17 protein-coding genes are annotated in these 15,820 nt (G+C 33.1%); 2 read left to right on the forward strand and 15 right to left on the reverse strand.

Going from position 1 to position 15,820, the window contains the following annotated elements; all coding sequences use genetic code 11:
• Nucleotides 1-4 precede the first annotated feature (4 nt).
• Together JI750_RS05575 and JI750_RS05580 are read right to left on the reverse strand one after the other, a co-directional pair.
• Nucleotides 5-454 carry a GNAT family N-acetyltransferase gene (locus JI750_RS05575; RefSeq protein ID WP_201999314.1) on the reverse strand — a complete coding sequence of 150 codons (450 nt, stop codon included), beginning with the start codon at nt 452-454 and terminating at the stop codon, nt 5-7.
• Nucleotides 439-1,341, reverse strand: a complete 903-nt coding sequence (locus JI750_RS05580) for a LysR family transcriptional regulator (RefSeq protein ID WP_201999315.1) — start codon at nt 1,339-1,341, stop codon at nt 439-441. The genes JI750_RS05575 and JI750_RS05580 overlap by 16 nt, the downstream gene beginning before the upstream one ends.
• 147 nt (nt 1,342-1,488) lie before the next feature.
• Here JI750_RS05580 and JI750_RS05585 point away from each other — a divergent pair, with 147 nt between their 5' ends.
• A complete protein-coding gene (locus tag JI750_RS05585; RefSeq protein ID WP_201999316.1) occupies nt 1,489-1,884 on the forward strand; it encodes a rhodanese-like domain-containing protein in 396 nt (131 codons plus the stop codon).
• A 132-nt stretch (nt 1,885-2,016) separates the two neighbouring features.
• On the opposite strand, the gene JI750_RS05590 is transcribed toward JI750_RS05585, so the two are convergent.
• From JI750_RS05590 to JI750_RS05605, 4 genes are read right to left on the reverse strand one after another with little or no spacing between them, the layout of a single operon-like run.
• The gene (locus JI750_RS05590; protein ID WP_201999317.1) at nt 2,017-2,436 is read right to left on the reverse strand and encodes an SRPBCC family protein; all 420 of its coding nucleotides are present in this window, start codon (nt 2,434-2,436) and stop codon (nt 2,017-2,019) included.
• A gap of 21 nt (nt 2,437-2,457) precedes the next feature.
• Nucleotides 2,458-4,851: a M28 family peptidase gene (locus JI750_RS05595; RefSeq protein WP_201999318.1), complete on the reverse strand. Its 2,394-nt coding sequence runs from the start codon at nt 4,849-4,851 to the stop codon at nt 2,458-2,460.
• Between the two features lie 15 nt (nt 4,852-4,866).
• Nucleotides 4,867-5,214, reverse strand: coding sequence for a hypothetical protein (locus tag JI750_RS05600; protein ID WP_008465546.1), 348 nt, complete (start codon nt 5,212-5,214; stop codon nt 4,867-4,869).
• Nucleotides 5,211-6,740, reverse strand: coding sequence for a bifunctional GNAT family N-acetyltransferase/carbon-nitrogen hydrolase family protein (locus JI750_RS05605; RefSeq protein WP_201999319.1), 1,530 nt, complete (start codon nt 6,738-6,740; stop codon nt 5,211-5,213). The genes JI750_RS05600 and JI750_RS05605 overlap by 4 nt, the downstream gene beginning before the upstream one ends.
• A 178-nt stretch (nt 6,741-6,918) precedes the next feature.
• Between JI750_RS05605 and JI750_RS05610 the strand changes: the two genes are divergently transcribed.
• Nucleotides 6,919-7,251: a single-stranded DNA-binding protein gene (locus tag JI750_RS05610; protein WP_201999320.1), complete on the forward strand. Its 333-nt coding sequence runs from the start codon at nt 6,919-6,921 to the stop codon at nt 7,249-7,251.
• Nucleotides 7,252-7,325: 74 nt separating this feature from the next.
• On the opposite strand, the gene JI750_RS05615 is transcribed toward JI750_RS05610, so the two are convergent.
• The 9 genes from JI750_RS05615 to JI750_RS05655 form a co-directional block, all read right to left on the reverse strand.
• Nucleotides 7,326-8,018 (reverse strand): DUF2461 domain-containing protein, encoded by a 693-nt coding sequence (locus JI750_RS05615; RefSeq protein WP_201999321.1) that lies wholly within the window; start codon nt 8,016-8,018, stop codon nt 7,326-7,328.
• 84 nt (nt 8,019-8,102) lie between these two features.
• Nucleotides 8,103-8,288 (reverse strand): hypothetical protein, encoded by a 186-nt coding sequence (locus tag JI750_RS05620; protein ID WP_029271150.1) that lies wholly within the window; start codon nt 8,286-8,288, stop codon nt 8,103-8,105.
• Nucleotides 8,289-8,370: 82 nt separating this feature from the next.
• Nucleotides 8,371-8,889 (reverse strand): ferritin, encoded by a 519-nt coding sequence (locus JI750_RS05625; RefSeq protein ID WP_008465537.1) that lies wholly within the window; start codon nt 8,887-8,889, stop codon nt 8,371-8,373.
• Between the two features lie 94 nt (nt 8,890-8,983).
• Nucleotides 8,984-10,435 (reverse strand): hypothetical protein, encoded by a 1,452-nt coding sequence (locus tag JI750_RS05630; RefSeq protein ID WP_201999322.1) that lies wholly within the window; start codon nt 10,433-10,435, stop codon nt 8,984-8,986.
• Between the two features lie 134 nt (nt 10,436-10,569).
• Nucleotides 10,570-11,706 carry an OmpA family protein gene (locus tag JI750_RS05635; RefSeq protein WP_201999323.1) on the reverse strand — a complete coding sequence of 379 codons (1,137 nt, stop codon included), beginning with the start codon at nt 11,704-11,706 and terminating at the stop codon, nt 10,570-10,572.
• 180 nt (nt 11,707-11,886) lie between these two features.
• Nucleotides 11,887-13,281, reverse strand: a complete 1,395-nt coding sequence (locus tag JI750_RS05640) for a hypothetical protein (RefSeq protein ID WP_201999324.1) — start codon at nt 13,279-13,281, stop codon at nt 11,887-11,889.
• Between the two features lie 32 nt (nt 13,282-13,313).
• Entirely contained in the window at nt 13,314-13,943 is a 630-nt protein-coding gene (locus JI750_RS05645) for a chloramphenicol acetyltransferase (RefSeq protein WP_201999325.1), read from the reverse strand.
• Entirely contained in the window at nt 13,943-14,650 is a 708-nt protein-coding gene (locus JI750_RS05650) for an HAD family hydrolase (RefSeq protein ID WP_198855190.1), read from the reverse strand. The genes JI750_RS05645 and JI750_RS05650 overlap by 1 nt, the downstream gene beginning before the upstream one ends.
• 262 nt (nt 14,651-14,912) lie before the next feature.
• Nucleotides 14,913-15,800, reverse strand: a complete 888-nt coding sequence (locus JI750_RS05655) for a DMT family transporter (RefSeq protein WP_201999326.1) — start codon at nt 15,798-15,800, stop codon at nt 14,913-14,915.
• Nucleotides 15,801-15,820 lie beyond the last annotated feature (20 nt).

Below are 15,820 nucleotides of genomic sequence, written 5' to 3' on the forward strand. Positions count from 1 at the left end.
TTCGTTACAAAGTTAACGTAAATCGGACTTTGTCTTTTCCTTCTGCGCCCATTCTGTTGTAGAATTTAATTGCTCTTGTATTGAATTGGGGTGTTTGCCATTGTATGTTGACGCAATTGTTTTGTTTCCCGATTTCTTTTAGTTTTTCTATTAAAATTTCGCCAATTCCAAAACCTCTTGTTTCTTCTTCCAAAAACAGACAGTCCATGTATAGAAATGTTTGTGCGTTCCAAGTAGAAAAATCAAAAGTATAGGATGCATAACCAACAATAGTTTCTTCTGTGGTAACAACCAAACAGAATAATTTAGGATTCTCGTCAAAAAGAGCTTTTTTCAAATGTTCCTTTTTTCCTTCTGGATTATAATCAGCCTTTTCAAATTCAGCATGTTTTTGGCATAAAACAACCAGTTTCGAAAGGTCTGAGATTTCACAATTTCTTATTGAATATTCCATTGTAAGTTGATTTCGTTTTGTAAAAAGCTGATAAAATGATGAAAATAATCAGGATAGTTCTCATTGGCACGAATAGCAATGAAGTGTTTTCTCTTCAATCCATTCTTCCCAATTTTGACTGCTTTAATCGGATTGTTTTTTAAATGGGGCTGCAGTGCCCATTTTGCCATAGACATCACGCCCATATCTGCTTTTACCATTTCCAGAGAAGCTTCAGTTAAAGGCATCGGAGTTATTTTCTTCGGACTTACTTTGGCTGGAGCCAAAAGAAACTGATGAATGGTAACGGTTTCCAGCGGAAGCGAATGAATAATCAGATGTTCGGTGATGAAATCTTCTGCAACTACATATTTTTTGTCTGCCCAAGAATGATTTTCGGAAACTACCATTACCATTTCATCTTGAAAAAGTTCAGTATATTTTATATGATTGTCTTTGATAGTATCGCTTACAATTGCAATATCGATGGTGTTTTCTAATAATTTCTGCAAAGGTATATGTGTTGCTTCGGCTACAATTTTTAATTCTACATTAGGATATAAAAGATGAAACTGTTTTAGAACCGATGGAAGCCAGTGATAACTCGAGAAACATTCGGTACTAATCCTGATTTCGCCAGATTCGCCAAAAACCATTTGTTTGATCTGAGTTTCAGTTTCAGCAAGTTTATTAAGGATTTCATTGGCCACATCATAAATTTTCTCGCCTGCTTTTGTGAGAACCAATTTTTTATTGACTCTCAAAAAAATAGCCGTACCCAATTGATATTCGGCCTCTTTGAGCTGATGGCTTAAAGCCGATTGCGTCAAATGGAGTTTGTCGATGGCTTTCGTAATGCTTCCTTCCTCTACGATTGCTTTTATCAATTTTAGGTGTCGTATTTCCATTTTTGACGAATTAATACACAAAGAAACAAAATTTTAGACTGGTTTTTGTATGAAAAAAAGTAATGCTTTTGATGAATTCTTTTCGTTTTTATGGCATGAAATCATCTTATACTTTTGGAAAACAAAATCAATAAAAACACAATTAAAATGGAAGCACAAATTAAACATTACGAAAACAAGTTAGCTTATGAAATGGATCCTTCAGATTTATTTGAAGCTTTAAACAATGGCGAAAAAATTATTGTAATCGATGCTAGAAGAGCTTTTGGTTACGATGAAGAACATATTCCGAATGCCTTAAATATTCCGCATCGAGAAATGAATGAAGAAACGACCAAACATTTAGATAAAGATGTTTTGTATGTGACATATTGCACCGGAATTGGCTGTAACGCTTCTACAAAAGGAGCTCTGAATATGACAAAACTTGGATTTAAAGTAAAAGAATTAATTGGTGGTCTAGAATGGTGGAAAATCGATGGTTTTGCAACTGAAGGTACAAAAGGAGTGAAGCAAGGTTTAAAAATAGAATGCGCATGCTAATTTTTGGTGCAAAGGTTCAAAGTGACATAGGTTCAAAGGTTTCTCAACATATCTAAAAAGCAAAAAGCACTATTTTATAGTGCTTTTTTTAATCTTTGTACCTCTGTACCTTTGCTTCTTTGAACCTAGATTTTAAGATTCTATTACAGCTTTTAATGCCTGTAGAATTGGATTTTCCTCTCCTTGCGGTTTCTCTTGAACTGCTCCAGGACGTTTATCTTCTTGAATTATTTCAAGTTTTGTTTTTTGATTTTCTTCAGTCAAAACATAACTCATGATGAAATAATTCTCTGGTTTATCTTCTAATCCTGGTCTCGGGAAAAACAAAGAATATTTAATTTTCTGATTTGGAACAACTTCTAAAACGGTTCCCCATTGCTCAAAAACTTGGCCTTCCCATTCATTTCTAAATCGTATTTCATTGCCGATTTTCCAATCAGTAATTAAATCGCTTCCGTATTGCCATTGTTTGACTAACTCTGGTTTTGTCAATGTATTCCAGATTTTTTCTGCTGGAGCATTCAAAAATATTGTAGAAACATTTGTTGCCATGGCATTAGTTTTTAACTTTTATTAAGGTTGTGGTTGTACAACTGGCTTGATGCTGTCTTTTGGAACAGTCAAACTATCTACCGGAACGACAGGCTCAATCGGTTTTACTGGTGGTGTGTATCGTTTGATTTTCTGCTGAATCATAACTGCATCATTCAATACAAACGGCGTTGGCATCATCCAATTTTCTCTTGGTTTAACATTTAATAACGGATTACTCATTAAATCGAATGAACTTTCGATTAAATCCATATCAAAAATAGCAGATTTGTTGATGTAGAAATCCATTTCAAGCGGTTCATTACCTACAACATAATAGCATAAAATTTTGCTGCCTTCTCTTTCCAAACGGTTTCCTTTTTCGCCAGAAGTTGATACTCCATTTGCTTTAAAGTTAAAGAACGTCATTTTCGGATTAGCGTAGATGTCGTAACGGTTTACTTTTCTATTTGGCGTAATCTTAATTTTCAAATATCTATTATTCCCGATAACGCTATCTCTCAAAAACTGAATTGTAGGTTTTGGCACATCAACAACAGGTGCAATAGCACTGTAAGTAAAAGTAGTATTGTATTTGCTTGACAGTGGAAGTGTATTTAAACCCACAGCTTTTTGATTTTTCTCGCCTAAATAAGATTTAGTCCATTCGTCCAAATTAGTATCATAAGTTGTCCAAACAGCAGAATTGTTGTCGGCATTGTAAACATATAATAAGCTGTTTGATTTGGCTTTGCCATATTCGTAACCTGAATGATACCCTGCGTAAGCGAAAAATGTGATAGAAGTAAGGAAGAAAACCACAATCCACGCCCCTTTTTTAGCAAAAGCCCCGAATATTGGAAGTAATAATCCGAACAAAAGAACGGTTAAAATAGCACTTCCGTATAAGATTTTAAGTCCAAGACCAATTGGAAACATTACGATAAAAGGCGCAACAATGGCCAGAGCTGGAATAGAGAATATTAAATTCATTCCTAAACTGTAATGTTGTGTGAAGACAAATATTCCGAATAGCAATATTCCGAAATAAACAGGAATAATTAAGAAACCGGCTCCCGTTAAGCTGTTGGCTAAAAACGCATTAATGATAATCCAAACCAATAAAGGAGCCACAAAATGATTCATGGTAGTTTTGGCTTCGGAGAAATGATGATAGAAAGCAAAACAAATAGCAATGCTCAAGGTAACAAAAGCACCAATATAGGCATGACCATTATAAGTAAATCCGTTTAAAAGATCAGAGTACTGCGGATAAATTTCGAGAATAAGTTTCCAACCTAAAAAGGTTACTAATCCTGCAATTATAAGAGATCCTAAAAGCGGAACAAAACCTTTGAAAATTTCTGTGAAAGTGATGATTCTTTTTACCCTTCCCACAAAAATGAACAAAACTAATAATCCAAAAGCAATCAGTGTCATTGGCATAACCCAAGTAAATGGATAGCTAATGAATGAAAATGGAGCACTGAAATAAACATTATCTTCTGTAGATTCTGTTTGATTTAAATCAATGTTTGTAAAGTATTTTAGCAAAGGCATTATGTAAGTGCCTTGATGTGTCAATGTAGTTTTGTTTAAATGCTGAATATCGTCTTGCTGTGTGTGATAGTTGAAATGACCATCGATAAAAGCAAAATTGAATCCTTGAATATTTCCTTGTTCTCTAAAAACGGTTAAATCAGTATCGTTTGGAAGCATTTTGTAAATGCTGTACATCAGAGAATTTGAAACAGGATGAGAAGGTTTTGCTTTAGTAAATTCCTCAACCAAAGCCTGATTTCCTTTGTTGGTTTCCATTAGCATATAGCTTGGCCCAGAAGTTCCTCTTGCTTCAAAGTTTAAAACCAAGCCAACGTCTTTTGCCCAAGGATGCTTGTTTACAAATAAAGCAGCTCCGTTTAGTCCTAATTCTTCTGCATCAGAGAATAATATGATAATATCATTTTTTTGAGGATGTTTTGAGTATAAAAAGGCACGTATACCTTCTAAAATTGTTGCGACACCAGAAGCATCGTCGCTTGCACCTTTTGAGAAAGAATGTGGTGCACTGTCATAATGAGAAAGAAGTAAAAGTGCTTTTGTATTGTTTGTTCCTTTAATGCGTGCCAAAATATTTTTTGACTTTACCAAAAGACCTTTATCATTTAGAGTAAAACCTTCCTGTACGCTCGTTTCTAAACCAATTCTGTTTAATTCTAGTTTAAGATAGTTGGCAACAAGTTCGTGATTGGTCGATCCAACATAGTGTGGTTTCTGTGCTATAATCTCAACCTGGTTAAAAGCTCTTTCGGTCGAAAATTCAGCAAGTGCTTCGTCGTCCTTAGAGATTCCTTGCGGCATCATCGTGGCATATATAATGCCTAGTAAAGCTAGAACGCAGACTATGGCTAGAATTGAGGTGGGGTTTTTTCTCATGGTGAATAATACTAACTATATTTCTTTTTTAACAAGCATAAAATAATCATTGTCCAAGGAACGATATCCTTGATCGTACAAGAAATAATATGTATTTCCTGTTTTGGTTTGTAAAATGTTTGTAAAGAACTCAAAATCAAAACCTTTTGTTAGTAATTTATCTCTCGAGGCTTTAGATTTTCCGTCTACATTTAACTCTGCCAAAATACGGTAATTTTTGCGTAACTTGTTGTTTATATTTCGCATGAAATTCGTACTATCTTTATTTATTTTGTTATTGTAGGCATTTCGACAGCTGTCTGAGCAGAATTTCTTGTCTTCGCGACCAAAAATTTTAGCAGAACATTCGAGGCATGTTTTCATGAATTCAATTTTTTAATTTCGTAAAGATCTGTTCTTCTATCTTTTAACGTTTTAACGCTACCATGTTCGTGCAATTCTTTCAATAAGTTCAAATCGACATCAACAATAAGTGTCATTTCTGTGTTTGGAGTTGCTTCTGCTTTGATTCCGTTGCTTGGAAAAGCAAAATCTGACGGCGTAAATACAGAAGATTGCGCATATTGAATATCCATATTGTTTACTTTCGGAAGATTTCCAACGCAACCTGCTATGGCTACATAACATTCATTTTCGATGGCGCGTGCCTGCGAGCAATGTTTTACGCGTGTATATCCGTTTTGAGTATCAGTTAAAAAGGGAACAAACAAAATATTCATTCCTTCATCTGCCAGAAGTCTGGAAATTTCTGGGAATTCGACATCGTAACAGATTAAGATTCCAATTTTTCCGCAATCGGTATCAAAGGTTTTAAACTCCGATCCGCCTTTCATTCCCCAATGTATAACTTCGTTTGGCGTAATATGAATTTTGGTATACATTTCTGAAGTTCCATCTCTTTTGCATAAGAAACCAACATTATAGAGATTTCCTCCTTCTAAATAAGGCATGCTTCCGGTAATAATATTGATGTTGTATGAAATGGCAAATTCCTGAAACTTCTTTCTAATAGGGTCAGAGTGACGGGCAAGTTCACGAATGGCTTCTGCTTCAGACAAATGATTATAGTCGGCCATTAATGGAGCAATAAACAATTCTGGGAATAAAGCAAAATCAGAACCATAACCCGAAACGGCATCAATAAAAAATTCAGCTTGTTCAAAAAGTGCTTCAACATTATTAAGCGGACGCATCTGCCACTGAATTAATCCTAAACGAATAATGTTTTTCTTCAAATTAATCAGTTTCGGACTATCATCATAGTAAATATTATTCCATTCCAATAAAACCGCAAATTCTTTCGATTCTTCGTCACCTTCAAGATAATTCTTGATGACTCTCAATACATGAAAATCGTTGCTTAACTGAAATGATAGAACCGGATCGTACAATTCTTTTGTTCGTACTTTTTCAATATAAGCTTTCGGTGACAGTTTTTTGGCGTGTTCTCTATAGTTCGGGATTCTTCCTGCAAATACAATTGCTTTTAAGTTTAGCTGTTCGCAAAGTTCTTTTCTTGCATCGTACAATCGGCGCCCTAAACGTAAGCCTCTATAATTTGGGTGAATAAATACATCTATTCCGTATAAAATTTCCGCATTCGGATTGTGAGTAGAGAAGGTGTAATTTCCACTAATTTGTTGATAATTATGTCTTTTTTCCACCAGTTTTTCATCGACAATAAGAGATAGGGCAGAGCCAACCACTTTTCCGTCAACCAAAATCACCAGCTGTCCTTCCGGAAAAATAGAAAGAAGTCTTTCTATGTCATCAGATCCCCAATACGAATCGGCCATTTCTGGATACGATTCAATCATCGATTTCTTTAATTGTCTATAGTCCTCAATTTCAAGGTTTCTTAACTCTACTTTTTTAATTTTTGCCTGCATATCGTAAGATTTATCTCAAATATACAAAAAACAAATTCCATTTACAAACGCTTACAAATAGTTACAGTCGATAGTAAATAGTTAACAACCGACTGTCAGCGTTGGGGTTTGTCATCTTTGCAGTGTTGAATTTGATAAACGATTCAATTTAATAGTAACATTTAAAATAGTATACGCCATGAGTGCAATTAGAAACAAAGTACAGTTAATTGGGAATGTTGGGAATGATCCAGAAATTAAAACATTAGAAAGCGGTAGAAAACTAGCACACCTTACGATCGCAACAAATGAGATTTATAGAAATGATAAAGGCGAAAAAGTAGAACAAACCGAATGGCATCGCATAACCGCTTGGGGAAAAACAGCTGAAATTATAGAAAAGTTTGTTGTAAAAGGAAAAGAAATTGCCGTTGAAGGAAAATTGACACACCGAAGCTACGATGATAAAAACGGAGAAAAACGATATATAACCGAAGTGGTTGTAAATGAAATTTTACTGTTGAGTAAATAACATGTTTGCGAAATAGTTAAACCCGACAGGTTATAAAAGCCTGTCGGGTTTAATATTTTACAGAAAACAGTTTTTTATAAAATCGAAACTCCATTGGCATCAGTTGTAAGTACTTCGCTCATGTAGTCAAAAAAGGGTCTCATGCTTTTGAAAGCGTCTAAGGCTAGTTCTAAAAATTGCGGACTCAATACTTCTTCGTCAGTAAAACGTTTTATAACCAAAAATTGTTTGAAACGAAGCAAATCAATAGCAGGATGATCAACATCGAATCCTTTTGGTTTTGTTTTGAGCTGTTCTCCTTGCAAAGTGCCAAAGTTGCTTTTGAAAGAGTTTGAATTCAATATTTTTTGAAAAGTTTCTGGATCATGAGCAAATTCGGTTCTTATTCGCTTTAAATCTGTAGCATTTGGTCCCCAAAATCCACCAGCGAAAAAGCTGTTTCCTTTTTCCAGATGAAAATAATAACCACCACGTCTTGCAGCAGTGGCGCGTGTATAACTTCCACCCCAATAGTATTTAAAAGGTGTTTTATCTTTAGAAAAACGAATATCACGATAGATTCTGTAAACGCTTTTTTTGCCAGAAGTATTTTCTAAAACATCCGTTTTGGAAAGTTCCTTCAGTAAAGCGCCTGCAAAATTTTCAATATGATTAAGTTCTATCAAATATTGCGGTTTATGCTCTTCAAACCATGGTTTGTTATTGTTTTCTTTTAGCTGAACCAAAAAGTCAAGACTAGATTTGGGAATTGTAATATCGTTTTTCATAATTAAATTTAAAAATCGAAAATAGACTGCAATTTAAAACTAAAAAACCCACCAGAGAAATCTGATGGGTTTTTCTATATCGCGTTAAGCAGTTTTTTTGAATAAATCAAACATAGGACAGCGTGAGCAGCGTTTCTTTTCGCTCTTTTTATATTTCTCACAGCAAGAAGATTTACAATTCTCAATCTTCTTAATTTTATCAAGGATATCTTTGTTTTTCTTTTTCTTTTTATCCTTTTTTTTGTCCTTGTCTTTTTCTTTCTTGCTCACTTTTTCCTCTGAATTTTAAAAACAGAGACAAATATAAACCAAAAAAGTTATTTTTAAATATTCTAAATAAACTTTAACTTTTTTATTTAGGATTGATAGCGATTGAACTCGTAACTGTTAATTGCTGAATATCACGATCAAACAAATACAGTCCGCCTTTATCATCACCAATTAAGTTGATTTTATCTAAGATAGACTTAGCTGTAGCTTCTTCTTCAATTTGTTCAGAAACGTACCATTGCAAGAAATTGTGTGTCGCGTAATCTCTTTCTTCAAAAGTAATATGAACCAATTCGTTGATAGATTTCGAAACAAAAAGTTCATGATTGTAAAGCTCTTCAAACATTTCTTTGAAAGTAGTATAAGTTGTTTTTGGTGCTTTAAGATCTGTAACCTGAGCGTGTCCTCCGCGTTCGTTTACATACTTAACTAGTTTAAGCATATGTGCACGCTCTTCGTCTGACTGGGTGTACATAAATTGAGAGATTCCCTCTAATCCTTGCACTTCAGCCCAACAAGCCATAGAAAGATAAGTTTGAGAAGATTCTGCTTCTATGCGGATTTGCTTGTTTAAAGCCGATTCAATATTTTTTGCTAACATAATAAGTGTCTTTTTTGTAAAATTAAGAAAAATTATTCATTTCGTTTTTTCAAAAGCTCGAAAACATTAGATTTTTGGATTAACTCTAAGTATATTAATTGGAATTAATTTTCATAAAATTAGCCGGATTTGAAAATACAGATTTATTTATAATTGGATTTCCATTGTCTTCCATTATAAAACCATCAGTAAATTTTCTCATAATAAATTGTTTAGAAGTATCGTCGTAGTAGCTTAAGATATAATAATCCTTTAATCTTAGCGCATCGTATATTTTGATTTTTTTATTGACATTTAGAAAGTAAAATAAGTTTTCAATTGCCAGCGGTCTAGTTTGATTGTCTTTTGAAAAATTGAAATTCTCATCTAACAGGGCATCAAAATAAACTACTTTACTTAACGAATAGGAAACACGTTGTCCAAAATCATCATAAACATCATAGGCAAAATAAAAATCAGAATAATTTCCAAGTCCGCTAAATGTGATAAAACTGTTTTTTTGGTTTTGAAAAACCGCAATACCAGCAGTAAGGCCGTTTATATTTTTTAGGAATTTTTCAGTCGTTTTTAATTGAGTAGGTCTTCCGTTATCAATTTGCATAATGAAAGGGGAGTTTTTAAATGGAATCGTATCATTTTTTGAAAATGAATAACTCTTAATGCTTTTTTCGGTATCAAAATCTTTGATCTCAATTAAAAAGGATTCTTTACTTGCCTTGATTTGGAATAGTTTATTATTACTATAGAATGAATTTGAAGTTCTTGATGGACTTTCATAATCTGGAAGGTTAAAAGTTTTTTCTTCTACACCTCCAGTTTTAATATTAAGATCGAAAGCTTGTGTTTTTATAAAGTTATTATCAAATGTTAGAATTATATGGTCTTGATTTACATACATTTTACTAACACTTGAAGCCAGATCAATTGTGGCGTAAATATCTGGATCTATTTGATTTATTGGGAATTGTTTGATAAATGTATGAAAAGAAATTGGCGTATTTTTTTTATTTTTAAATATAAAAGTGGAAAAATTAAACACTTTTACCCCACATTTTCCGTCTTCGAATTTGTAAAGAAGAAGATGATCTTGATCTCTTTCTTTGGCAAGAATGTAAAACGCATTATGCTGTTGGAAAGTGCTGATAACATAATCGTGATTTTGTGGGAAATCGAAATGTAATATTTCTGAAGTTTTGTTGTCTAAATTATAGACTGTCATGAGAATATTTCTATAATCACGGGAACTCCAATATAGTGTCGGGTTTTTATTTTTGCTGATGCTATAGCCAATTAAATTTCGACTTGTTTCATGTTTTATCGAATCTATAAATTGATTTGAGAGAAATAAAGACTGATTATATTTTAAGATATTTATATTCCTATTGTCCCAGGTGAAAATATAAATATCATTAGTGTTTTCATCTTTAGCATTTAGAATCTGAGTTTTTCCTAGAAAATTTAGATTTAATGGTAAAGAATTTAAGATTGTTTGGCTAAACAAAGCTGTTTTAAAAAACAAAAGAAAAAGTAGTAGTAGTTTTTTCATAAATGTGTTTCTTAATATATTCAACAGCTTTTGGCTCAAATTTTATGCCGTGTTTTTGTTGTTTTTAATTTGAAGCAACAAAAAAGCCCTTAAGAAAATATCTTAAGGACTTTTAATTCAAGTCTAAAAATGAACTATTTTACAATAAAAGTAACTCTTCTAGCTAATCTTCTAGCTTCATCAGAATCTTTTTGAATAGATGTATCTGCGCCATTCGCAATAACATTTAAACGAGAAGAAGCGATTCCAGCTTTTTCAAAAATAGTTTTTACGTTTGTCGCTCTAGTGTTAGATAGTTTTTCGTTGTACTCCGCTTTTCCAACTTGGTCTGCATAACCTACAAGGTCAAGAGAAGCAGAAGGATTTTTTCTTAAGTAGTTTAAAACCACATCAATTGCAGCAGTTGAATTTTCGATTGGAGTTGTTTTGTTGAAATCAAAATACACACTGTAATACTTATCATTAATCATTCTTCTGATTAATTCGTTATCAGATTGTTGTGGAGCACTTACTTGTTTTTCTATAACTACTTCTTTTTGCGCAGGGATATTTTTGATTTTTGTTTCAAGATCTGCTACTTTACTTTCTAAAGCAGAGATATCAGCATTGTTACCTTCACTTGAAATTACAGTCCAGTCAGCATGTTTTGTGTTTTTACCTAAGTAAACGTTCAAACCAACAGTTCCGTTAAAAATTAAACCAGAAAAACCTCTGTTGCCTGCAACATACGCTCCGTCAAAAGTATGATCTTGAGATGCGTTTAAAATAGTTGAGAAATCACCAGTTAAAGCAACTCTGTTTGATAATCTTATTTGTCCAGTTACACCAGCAATAAAGTTACCCATTTCATCTGTTTTTTTAATATTATCGCTTCTTAATTGAGCATAACCAAAACCAGCATGTCCTAATAAACCGAAAGTATTTGTCCAAGTTTCAAAATTCATGATTCGACCTAAGTTAGCAACAGCCTGTAAATCTAATCTGTAGTATTTTGAATCAAAATCGATAGAGCTACCTTTTGCAGTAAAACTGTTGTATCCAAAATCTGCTTTCAAACCAAATTTGTTGTTAAGCATGTAGCGAACACCTAAATCTCCAGTCCATGGACTTACAGTATTTGTAGAATATCCATTGCTAAATGGTCGTTGTGGTTTGTTAAAACCTGCGCCTAAATCTATAGACCATTTATTATAACTGTTATTGCTTTCTGTTTGCGCATGTACTCCAGTTAACGCTAGGGCAAATGCAAGAGTCATTACAATTTTTTTCATTATTCTTTAAATTTTTAAATTTTTACCCAAAACAACAATAAATAGCAGGTAAAGGGGTTCTTTAAAAGGTAAAAAAGTATCAGAATAAGACTATTAACAAATTGTAAATTAAAAAGAATAAAAGTTAGGGGAAATAATCGTTTCGTTTTTGATTTTAAATCTTTGAGAGCGGGTTGGGTGTTAATTAAATCCGTCAGCAAATTTGCGTAGAACAAGTTGTTTTGCAACAATGTCGTAATAACTTAAAATAGTATAATTGCTAAGTTTGAGAGTATAAGGAAGAATAGCTTCTTTATGCGAATCTAGAAAATAGTAGACTTTGTCTGCAGCGAAAGGTTCTTGCGTTTCTTTTGTCAATTCTAGTTTTTTGGTCCAAATACTTTCGAAAAAAGCAGAGTAGTTCGTCTCAATATTGTAATAACTGTTTGAAGGGAAATCTCCAAAAGGGTCATTAAAATTGAAACCATTTAGAGAAATCGATTTTAAGTCGCTACCCGAACCGCCTAAGGTGATAAATAGATTTTTTTGGTTTTTGTAAACCGAAAGGCCAGCATCAAGAGAAGATAGTACTTTTAAAAATTTTGCTGTATTTTTTAATTGTTTAGGTTGACGATCTTCAATCTGCATCAGTAGAGGCGAATTGCTAAAACGGATCGTATCGTCTTTTGAAACTGCAAAAGTTTTTATAGATACACCAGACGAATAATCTTTAATATCAAACAAAAGTTCATCAGCATTAATATTGATTTGATACAATTTGTTTTCGTGGTAAAAAGAATTAGTCGTTTTTGGATTTTTATTTCCAATAGGTTTCATGAACGTTTTTTCTTTTATTTCCTGATTTTCTAAATTAATATCGAACAATTGTGTCTTTCTAAAACTTTGGTCTAAAGTTAGGATCAAACGGTTTGGAAGCGTGTAAAGTTTGCTTTTGGCACTTACTTTATATAACGGATTGTATTCGCCAGAATCCATTTTCTCAATCGGATTTTCATTCAAAACTTGATTGAATGTTTTGGGTTGAGTTTTTCGATCTATGAATTTGAAAGAACTGAAATCGAGAAACCGCTCCTCAGCCATTCCGTTTTTAAAAATAAAAGCAGTCAATGCCTGTTTTGTTTTGCTTTGCAATAATAAATAGAAGTTGTTGTCTTTCTGGTAATTTGCTAAAAGGTAGTTTTCGTCAAGCGGAATTTGAAATTTTAATGCTCTTATAGTTTTGCTTTCGAGATAATATTTAATTAAAATGATTGTTTTCTCTTCTTTCGAAAACCAATACAAAGTCGGATTTCCGTCTTCGCTAAAACTATACCCCATCAATGATCTGTTTTCAGTGTATTGACGAGAAGTGACAAACTTATCTCTTAAGAATACAGCGCTATTGTATTTTAATATGGAAAGGCTGTCTGCACTTGTGGCAAAAACAAATACGTCATGAGTAGCGGTGTTTTCGCCAGTCATAATTTCAGATTGGTCAATTTTGTTTTTTAAATCTATTGTATAGGAGGTCAGCACTGTTTGACTTAGCAAAACAGTACTGGAGATTAAAAACAAAAAAAGAAAAATTCGTTTCATGTGTTTTTAGGGCGCAAAAATTATTCCGCTTATTATTGATTCATAAGCTCTTGAAAAAGATCTACAAATTGGCCAACATGTATTCCGTCCATTAAACCATGATGCACATAAATTGCCATTGACATGGTTCTTTTTCCAGTTTCAGAAATCATCATTTTTCCAAATGAAATTTTTGGGCAGCTGTCTGGATACGTAAAACTGCGTGCGTGGGTGATTGAACTAAAATTTAGCCATGGAATTGCCGAAAAATGAATCAAGTTATCATCATCAAAAGATCTTGTAAAAAGGCCGTTTGTGTTTTGAATGCGCTCAATTTCTTTTAATGCAATTTGCTCAAATGTTTTAAAGTCCGGATTATATTCAATTAAAGAAAACCCGAAAGTGCCATCTTCACGACCAATTGTTGCCGAAGCATCAATTTGATCGTTAATGTATATTTTGTCTTCTGAAATTCTATATCTAAAATTTTCAATGGCGTTTACCGCAGTCAAAGTTTTATGCAAATAGAAAATGAAAAAAGAAGCATTTATACTTTTTGCAGTTTGATACGCTTTGGTACAATCGATCTCTACGGTGACTCCAAAAAAGGGTTCTTCCATTTGTTTAAAATGGGCAAAATGCTCTTTTCTATTCCAATTTTCTAGGTCTAAAAGTGTTTTCATTATAATAAATTCGGAACCACTTCAGCAATAGTTTCAAATGAACTAAAATGCTCGTGTTCTATAGTGTGATTAATTTTTTCGTGTTCCCAAGTTGTGTGAAACGGAATATGAACGGCGTAACCTCCAATTCCTAAAACTGGCAAAACATCTGATTTTAATGAATTTCCGATCATCAAAAATTCATGCGCTTCAATATCTAAACGGCCTAAAAGTTTCTGATAATCGATTTCTTGTTTATCTGACATTACTTCAATATGATGAAAATAATGACCTAAACCAGAACGGTGCAATTTACTGTGCTGATCTTTTAAATCGCCTTTTGTAGCAACGACCAATTTGTATTTGCCTTTTAAAGCTTCAAGGGTTTCTTCAATTCCATCTAAAAGTTCGATTGGTTTTTCGAGTAATTCTTTTCCGTATTGAATGATTTTCTCAATAACTTCAACAGGAATCGTATTGTTTGAAATGTTCATCGCAGCTTCAATCATTGAAAGGATATATCCTTTAATTCCATATCCGTACAAAGGCAAATTGGCAATTTCGATTTTAAATAATTCCTGCGAAATGCCTTGGTGCGAAAGATAATCTTCCATCAAAGCACAAAATTTATGTTCGGTTTCTTGAAAATAAGGTTCGTTTACAAACAAAGTATCATCGGCATCAAATGCGATTACTTTTAAGTTTGGTATTTTAGTTTTATGTAACATAGAGTTTTTTGTTTGTGTTTTAGGTTTTCTTTGTTTCAGGTTTTCTCAAATAATTTTAAACACATAGAAACATAGTTTCACTTTGTGTAGAAAGGCGTTTCACTAATTAAAATGCACATAGTTCTATGTGTAAAAGCATGCTTTTTTAGCAAACTTAAAATAAGAACAAAAAAATCTATGTTTCTATGTGTTTAATTTTTTAGTCAAAGTTTGCAAAATTAATCTATATAAAATCAGTTTAAATCTGCGTTATCCGCCATTTTCAATTTTTAGAAAAAAGCCCCTTCAAAGAAATGGTTTTATCGTAAAAAGTAATTCGGATTCCGAAAAGCAGAATGATTCCGCCGAAAACCATCTGTAAAGTTATTTGTTCTTCCAAAAACAACCAAGCTAAAATTGAGGTAATTACAGCTTGACTCAATAAACTTAGCGAAACTCTTGTTGCACGCATGTGCTGAGTTGCATAACTAATGGAAAGCCAAGCGCACAATTGGCAAATAACGGCTTGAAGCACAAGTACAAACCAGCCAGCATTTGAAAATCCAGTAAAAGGTTCGCCTAGAGCGTAACATAAAATTCCTAAATAGATGCTCGAAGCAAATAAACTAATCGTCATAAAAGAAAGAACATCGACTTCTGAAAGCACATTTTTGCTGACCAAAAGATAAATGGAATACAAAATGCCAGATAAAACGGCAAATAGAAATGCTTTATCAAAGTTTAAATCGATAAAAAATTCAAAACCGACTAAAGTTACCATTCCGAATAAAGCGACCAATGTTCCGATCCAGAAATTTGTGGCAGGTTTTGCTTTCAGAAAAAAGAAAGAACCAACTCCAACCCAAACCGGAGATAAATTGGTCAGTAACGAAGCTTGAGTTGCGCTTGATTCCTGAATGGCGATATTCCAAACGGCAACATCAGACGAGAATAAAACACCGCAAAGAATTGCTAAAAGAGCAAATTTTAGTTTTGGAAGTTTAAAGTTTCTGCTGAAAATGACGTAAGGCAAAAGCAATACCACAGCAAAAAACATTCGGTAAAATGCCGAAATTAATCCTGGTGTTAAACGTAATTTTACCAATATTGGGAAAATAGATATGCAGAGTATACCGCAGATTAAGGCTAATCTTGGTTTTGTGAGTTTCATTTTGAGTTTATTTTTTCAAG

Origin of the sequence: Flavobacterium tagetis, assembly GCF_016735615.1 — a bacterium.
Classification (GTDB): Bacteria; Bacteroidota; Bacteroidia; order Flavobacteriales; family Flavobacteriaceae; genus Flavobacterium; species Flavobacterium tagetis.

Excerpts from the sequence above, each read along its gene's own strand:
- JI750_RS05575 (WP_201999314.1), bottom strand. The coding sequence starts at position 454 with ATGGAATATTCAATAAGAAATTGTGAAATCTCAGACCTTTCGAAACTG.
- JI750_RS05580 (WP_201999315.1), bottom strand. The coding sequence starts at position 1,341 with ATGGAAATACGACACCTAAAATTGATAAAAGCAATCGTAGAGGAAGGA.
- JI750_RS05585 (WP_201999316.1), top strand. The coding sequence starts at position 1,489 with ATGGAAGCACAAATTAAACATTACGAAAACAAGTTAGCTTATGAAATG.
- JI750_RS05590 (WP_201999317.1), bottom strand. The coding sequence starts at position 2,436 with ATGGCAACAAATGTTTCTACAATATTTTTGAATGCTCCAGCAGAAAAA.
- JI750_RS05595 (WP_201999318.1), bottom strand. The coding sequence starts at position 4,851 with ATGAGAAAAAACCCCACCTCAATTCTAGCCATAGTCTGCGTTCTAGCT.
- JI750_RS05600 (WP_008465546.1), bottom strand. The coding sequence starts at position 5,214 with ATGAAAACATGCCTCGAATGTTCTGCTAAAATTTTTGGTCGCGAAGAC.
- JI750_RS05605 (WP_201999319.1), bottom strand. The coding sequence starts at position 6,740 with ATGCAGGCAAAAATTAAAAAAGTAGAGTTAAGAAACCTTGAAATTGAG.
- JI750_RS05610 (WP_201999320.1), top strand. The coding sequence starts at position 6,919 with ATGAGTGCAATTAGAAACAAAGTACAGTTAATTGGGAATGTTGGGAAT.
- JI750_RS05615 (WP_201999321.1), bottom strand. The coding sequence starts at position 8,018 with ATGAAAAACGATATTACAATTCCCAAATCTAGTCTTGACTTTTTGGTT.
- JI750_RS05625 (WP_008465537.1), bottom strand. The coding sequence starts at position 8,889 with ATGTTAGCAAAAAATATTGAATCGGCTTTAAACAAGCAAATCCGCATA.
- JI750_RS05630 (WP_201999322.1), bottom strand. The coding sequence starts at position 10,435 with ATGAAAAAACTACTACTACTTTTTCTTTTGTTTTTTAAAACAGCTTTG.
- JI750_RS05635 (WP_201999323.1), bottom strand. The coding sequence starts at position 11,706 with ATGAAAAAAATTGTAATGACTCTTGCATTTGCCCTAGCGTTAACTGGA.
- JI750_RS05640 (WP_201999324.1), bottom strand. The coding sequence starts at position 13,281 with ATGAAACGAATTTTTCTTTTTTTGTTTTTAATCTCCAGTACTGTTTTG.
- JI750_RS05645 (WP_201999325.1), bottom strand. The coding sequence starts at position 13,943 with ATGAAAACACTTTTAGACCTAGAAAATTGGAATAGAAAAGAGCATTTT.
- JI750_RS05650 (WP_198855190.1), bottom strand. The coding sequence starts at position 14,650 with ATGTTACATAAAACTAAAATACCAAACTTAAAAGTAATCGCATTTGAT.
- JI750_RS05655 (WP_201999326.1), bottom strand. The coding sequence starts at position 15,800 with ATGAAACTCACAAAACCAAGATTAGCCTTAATCTGCGGTATACTCTGC.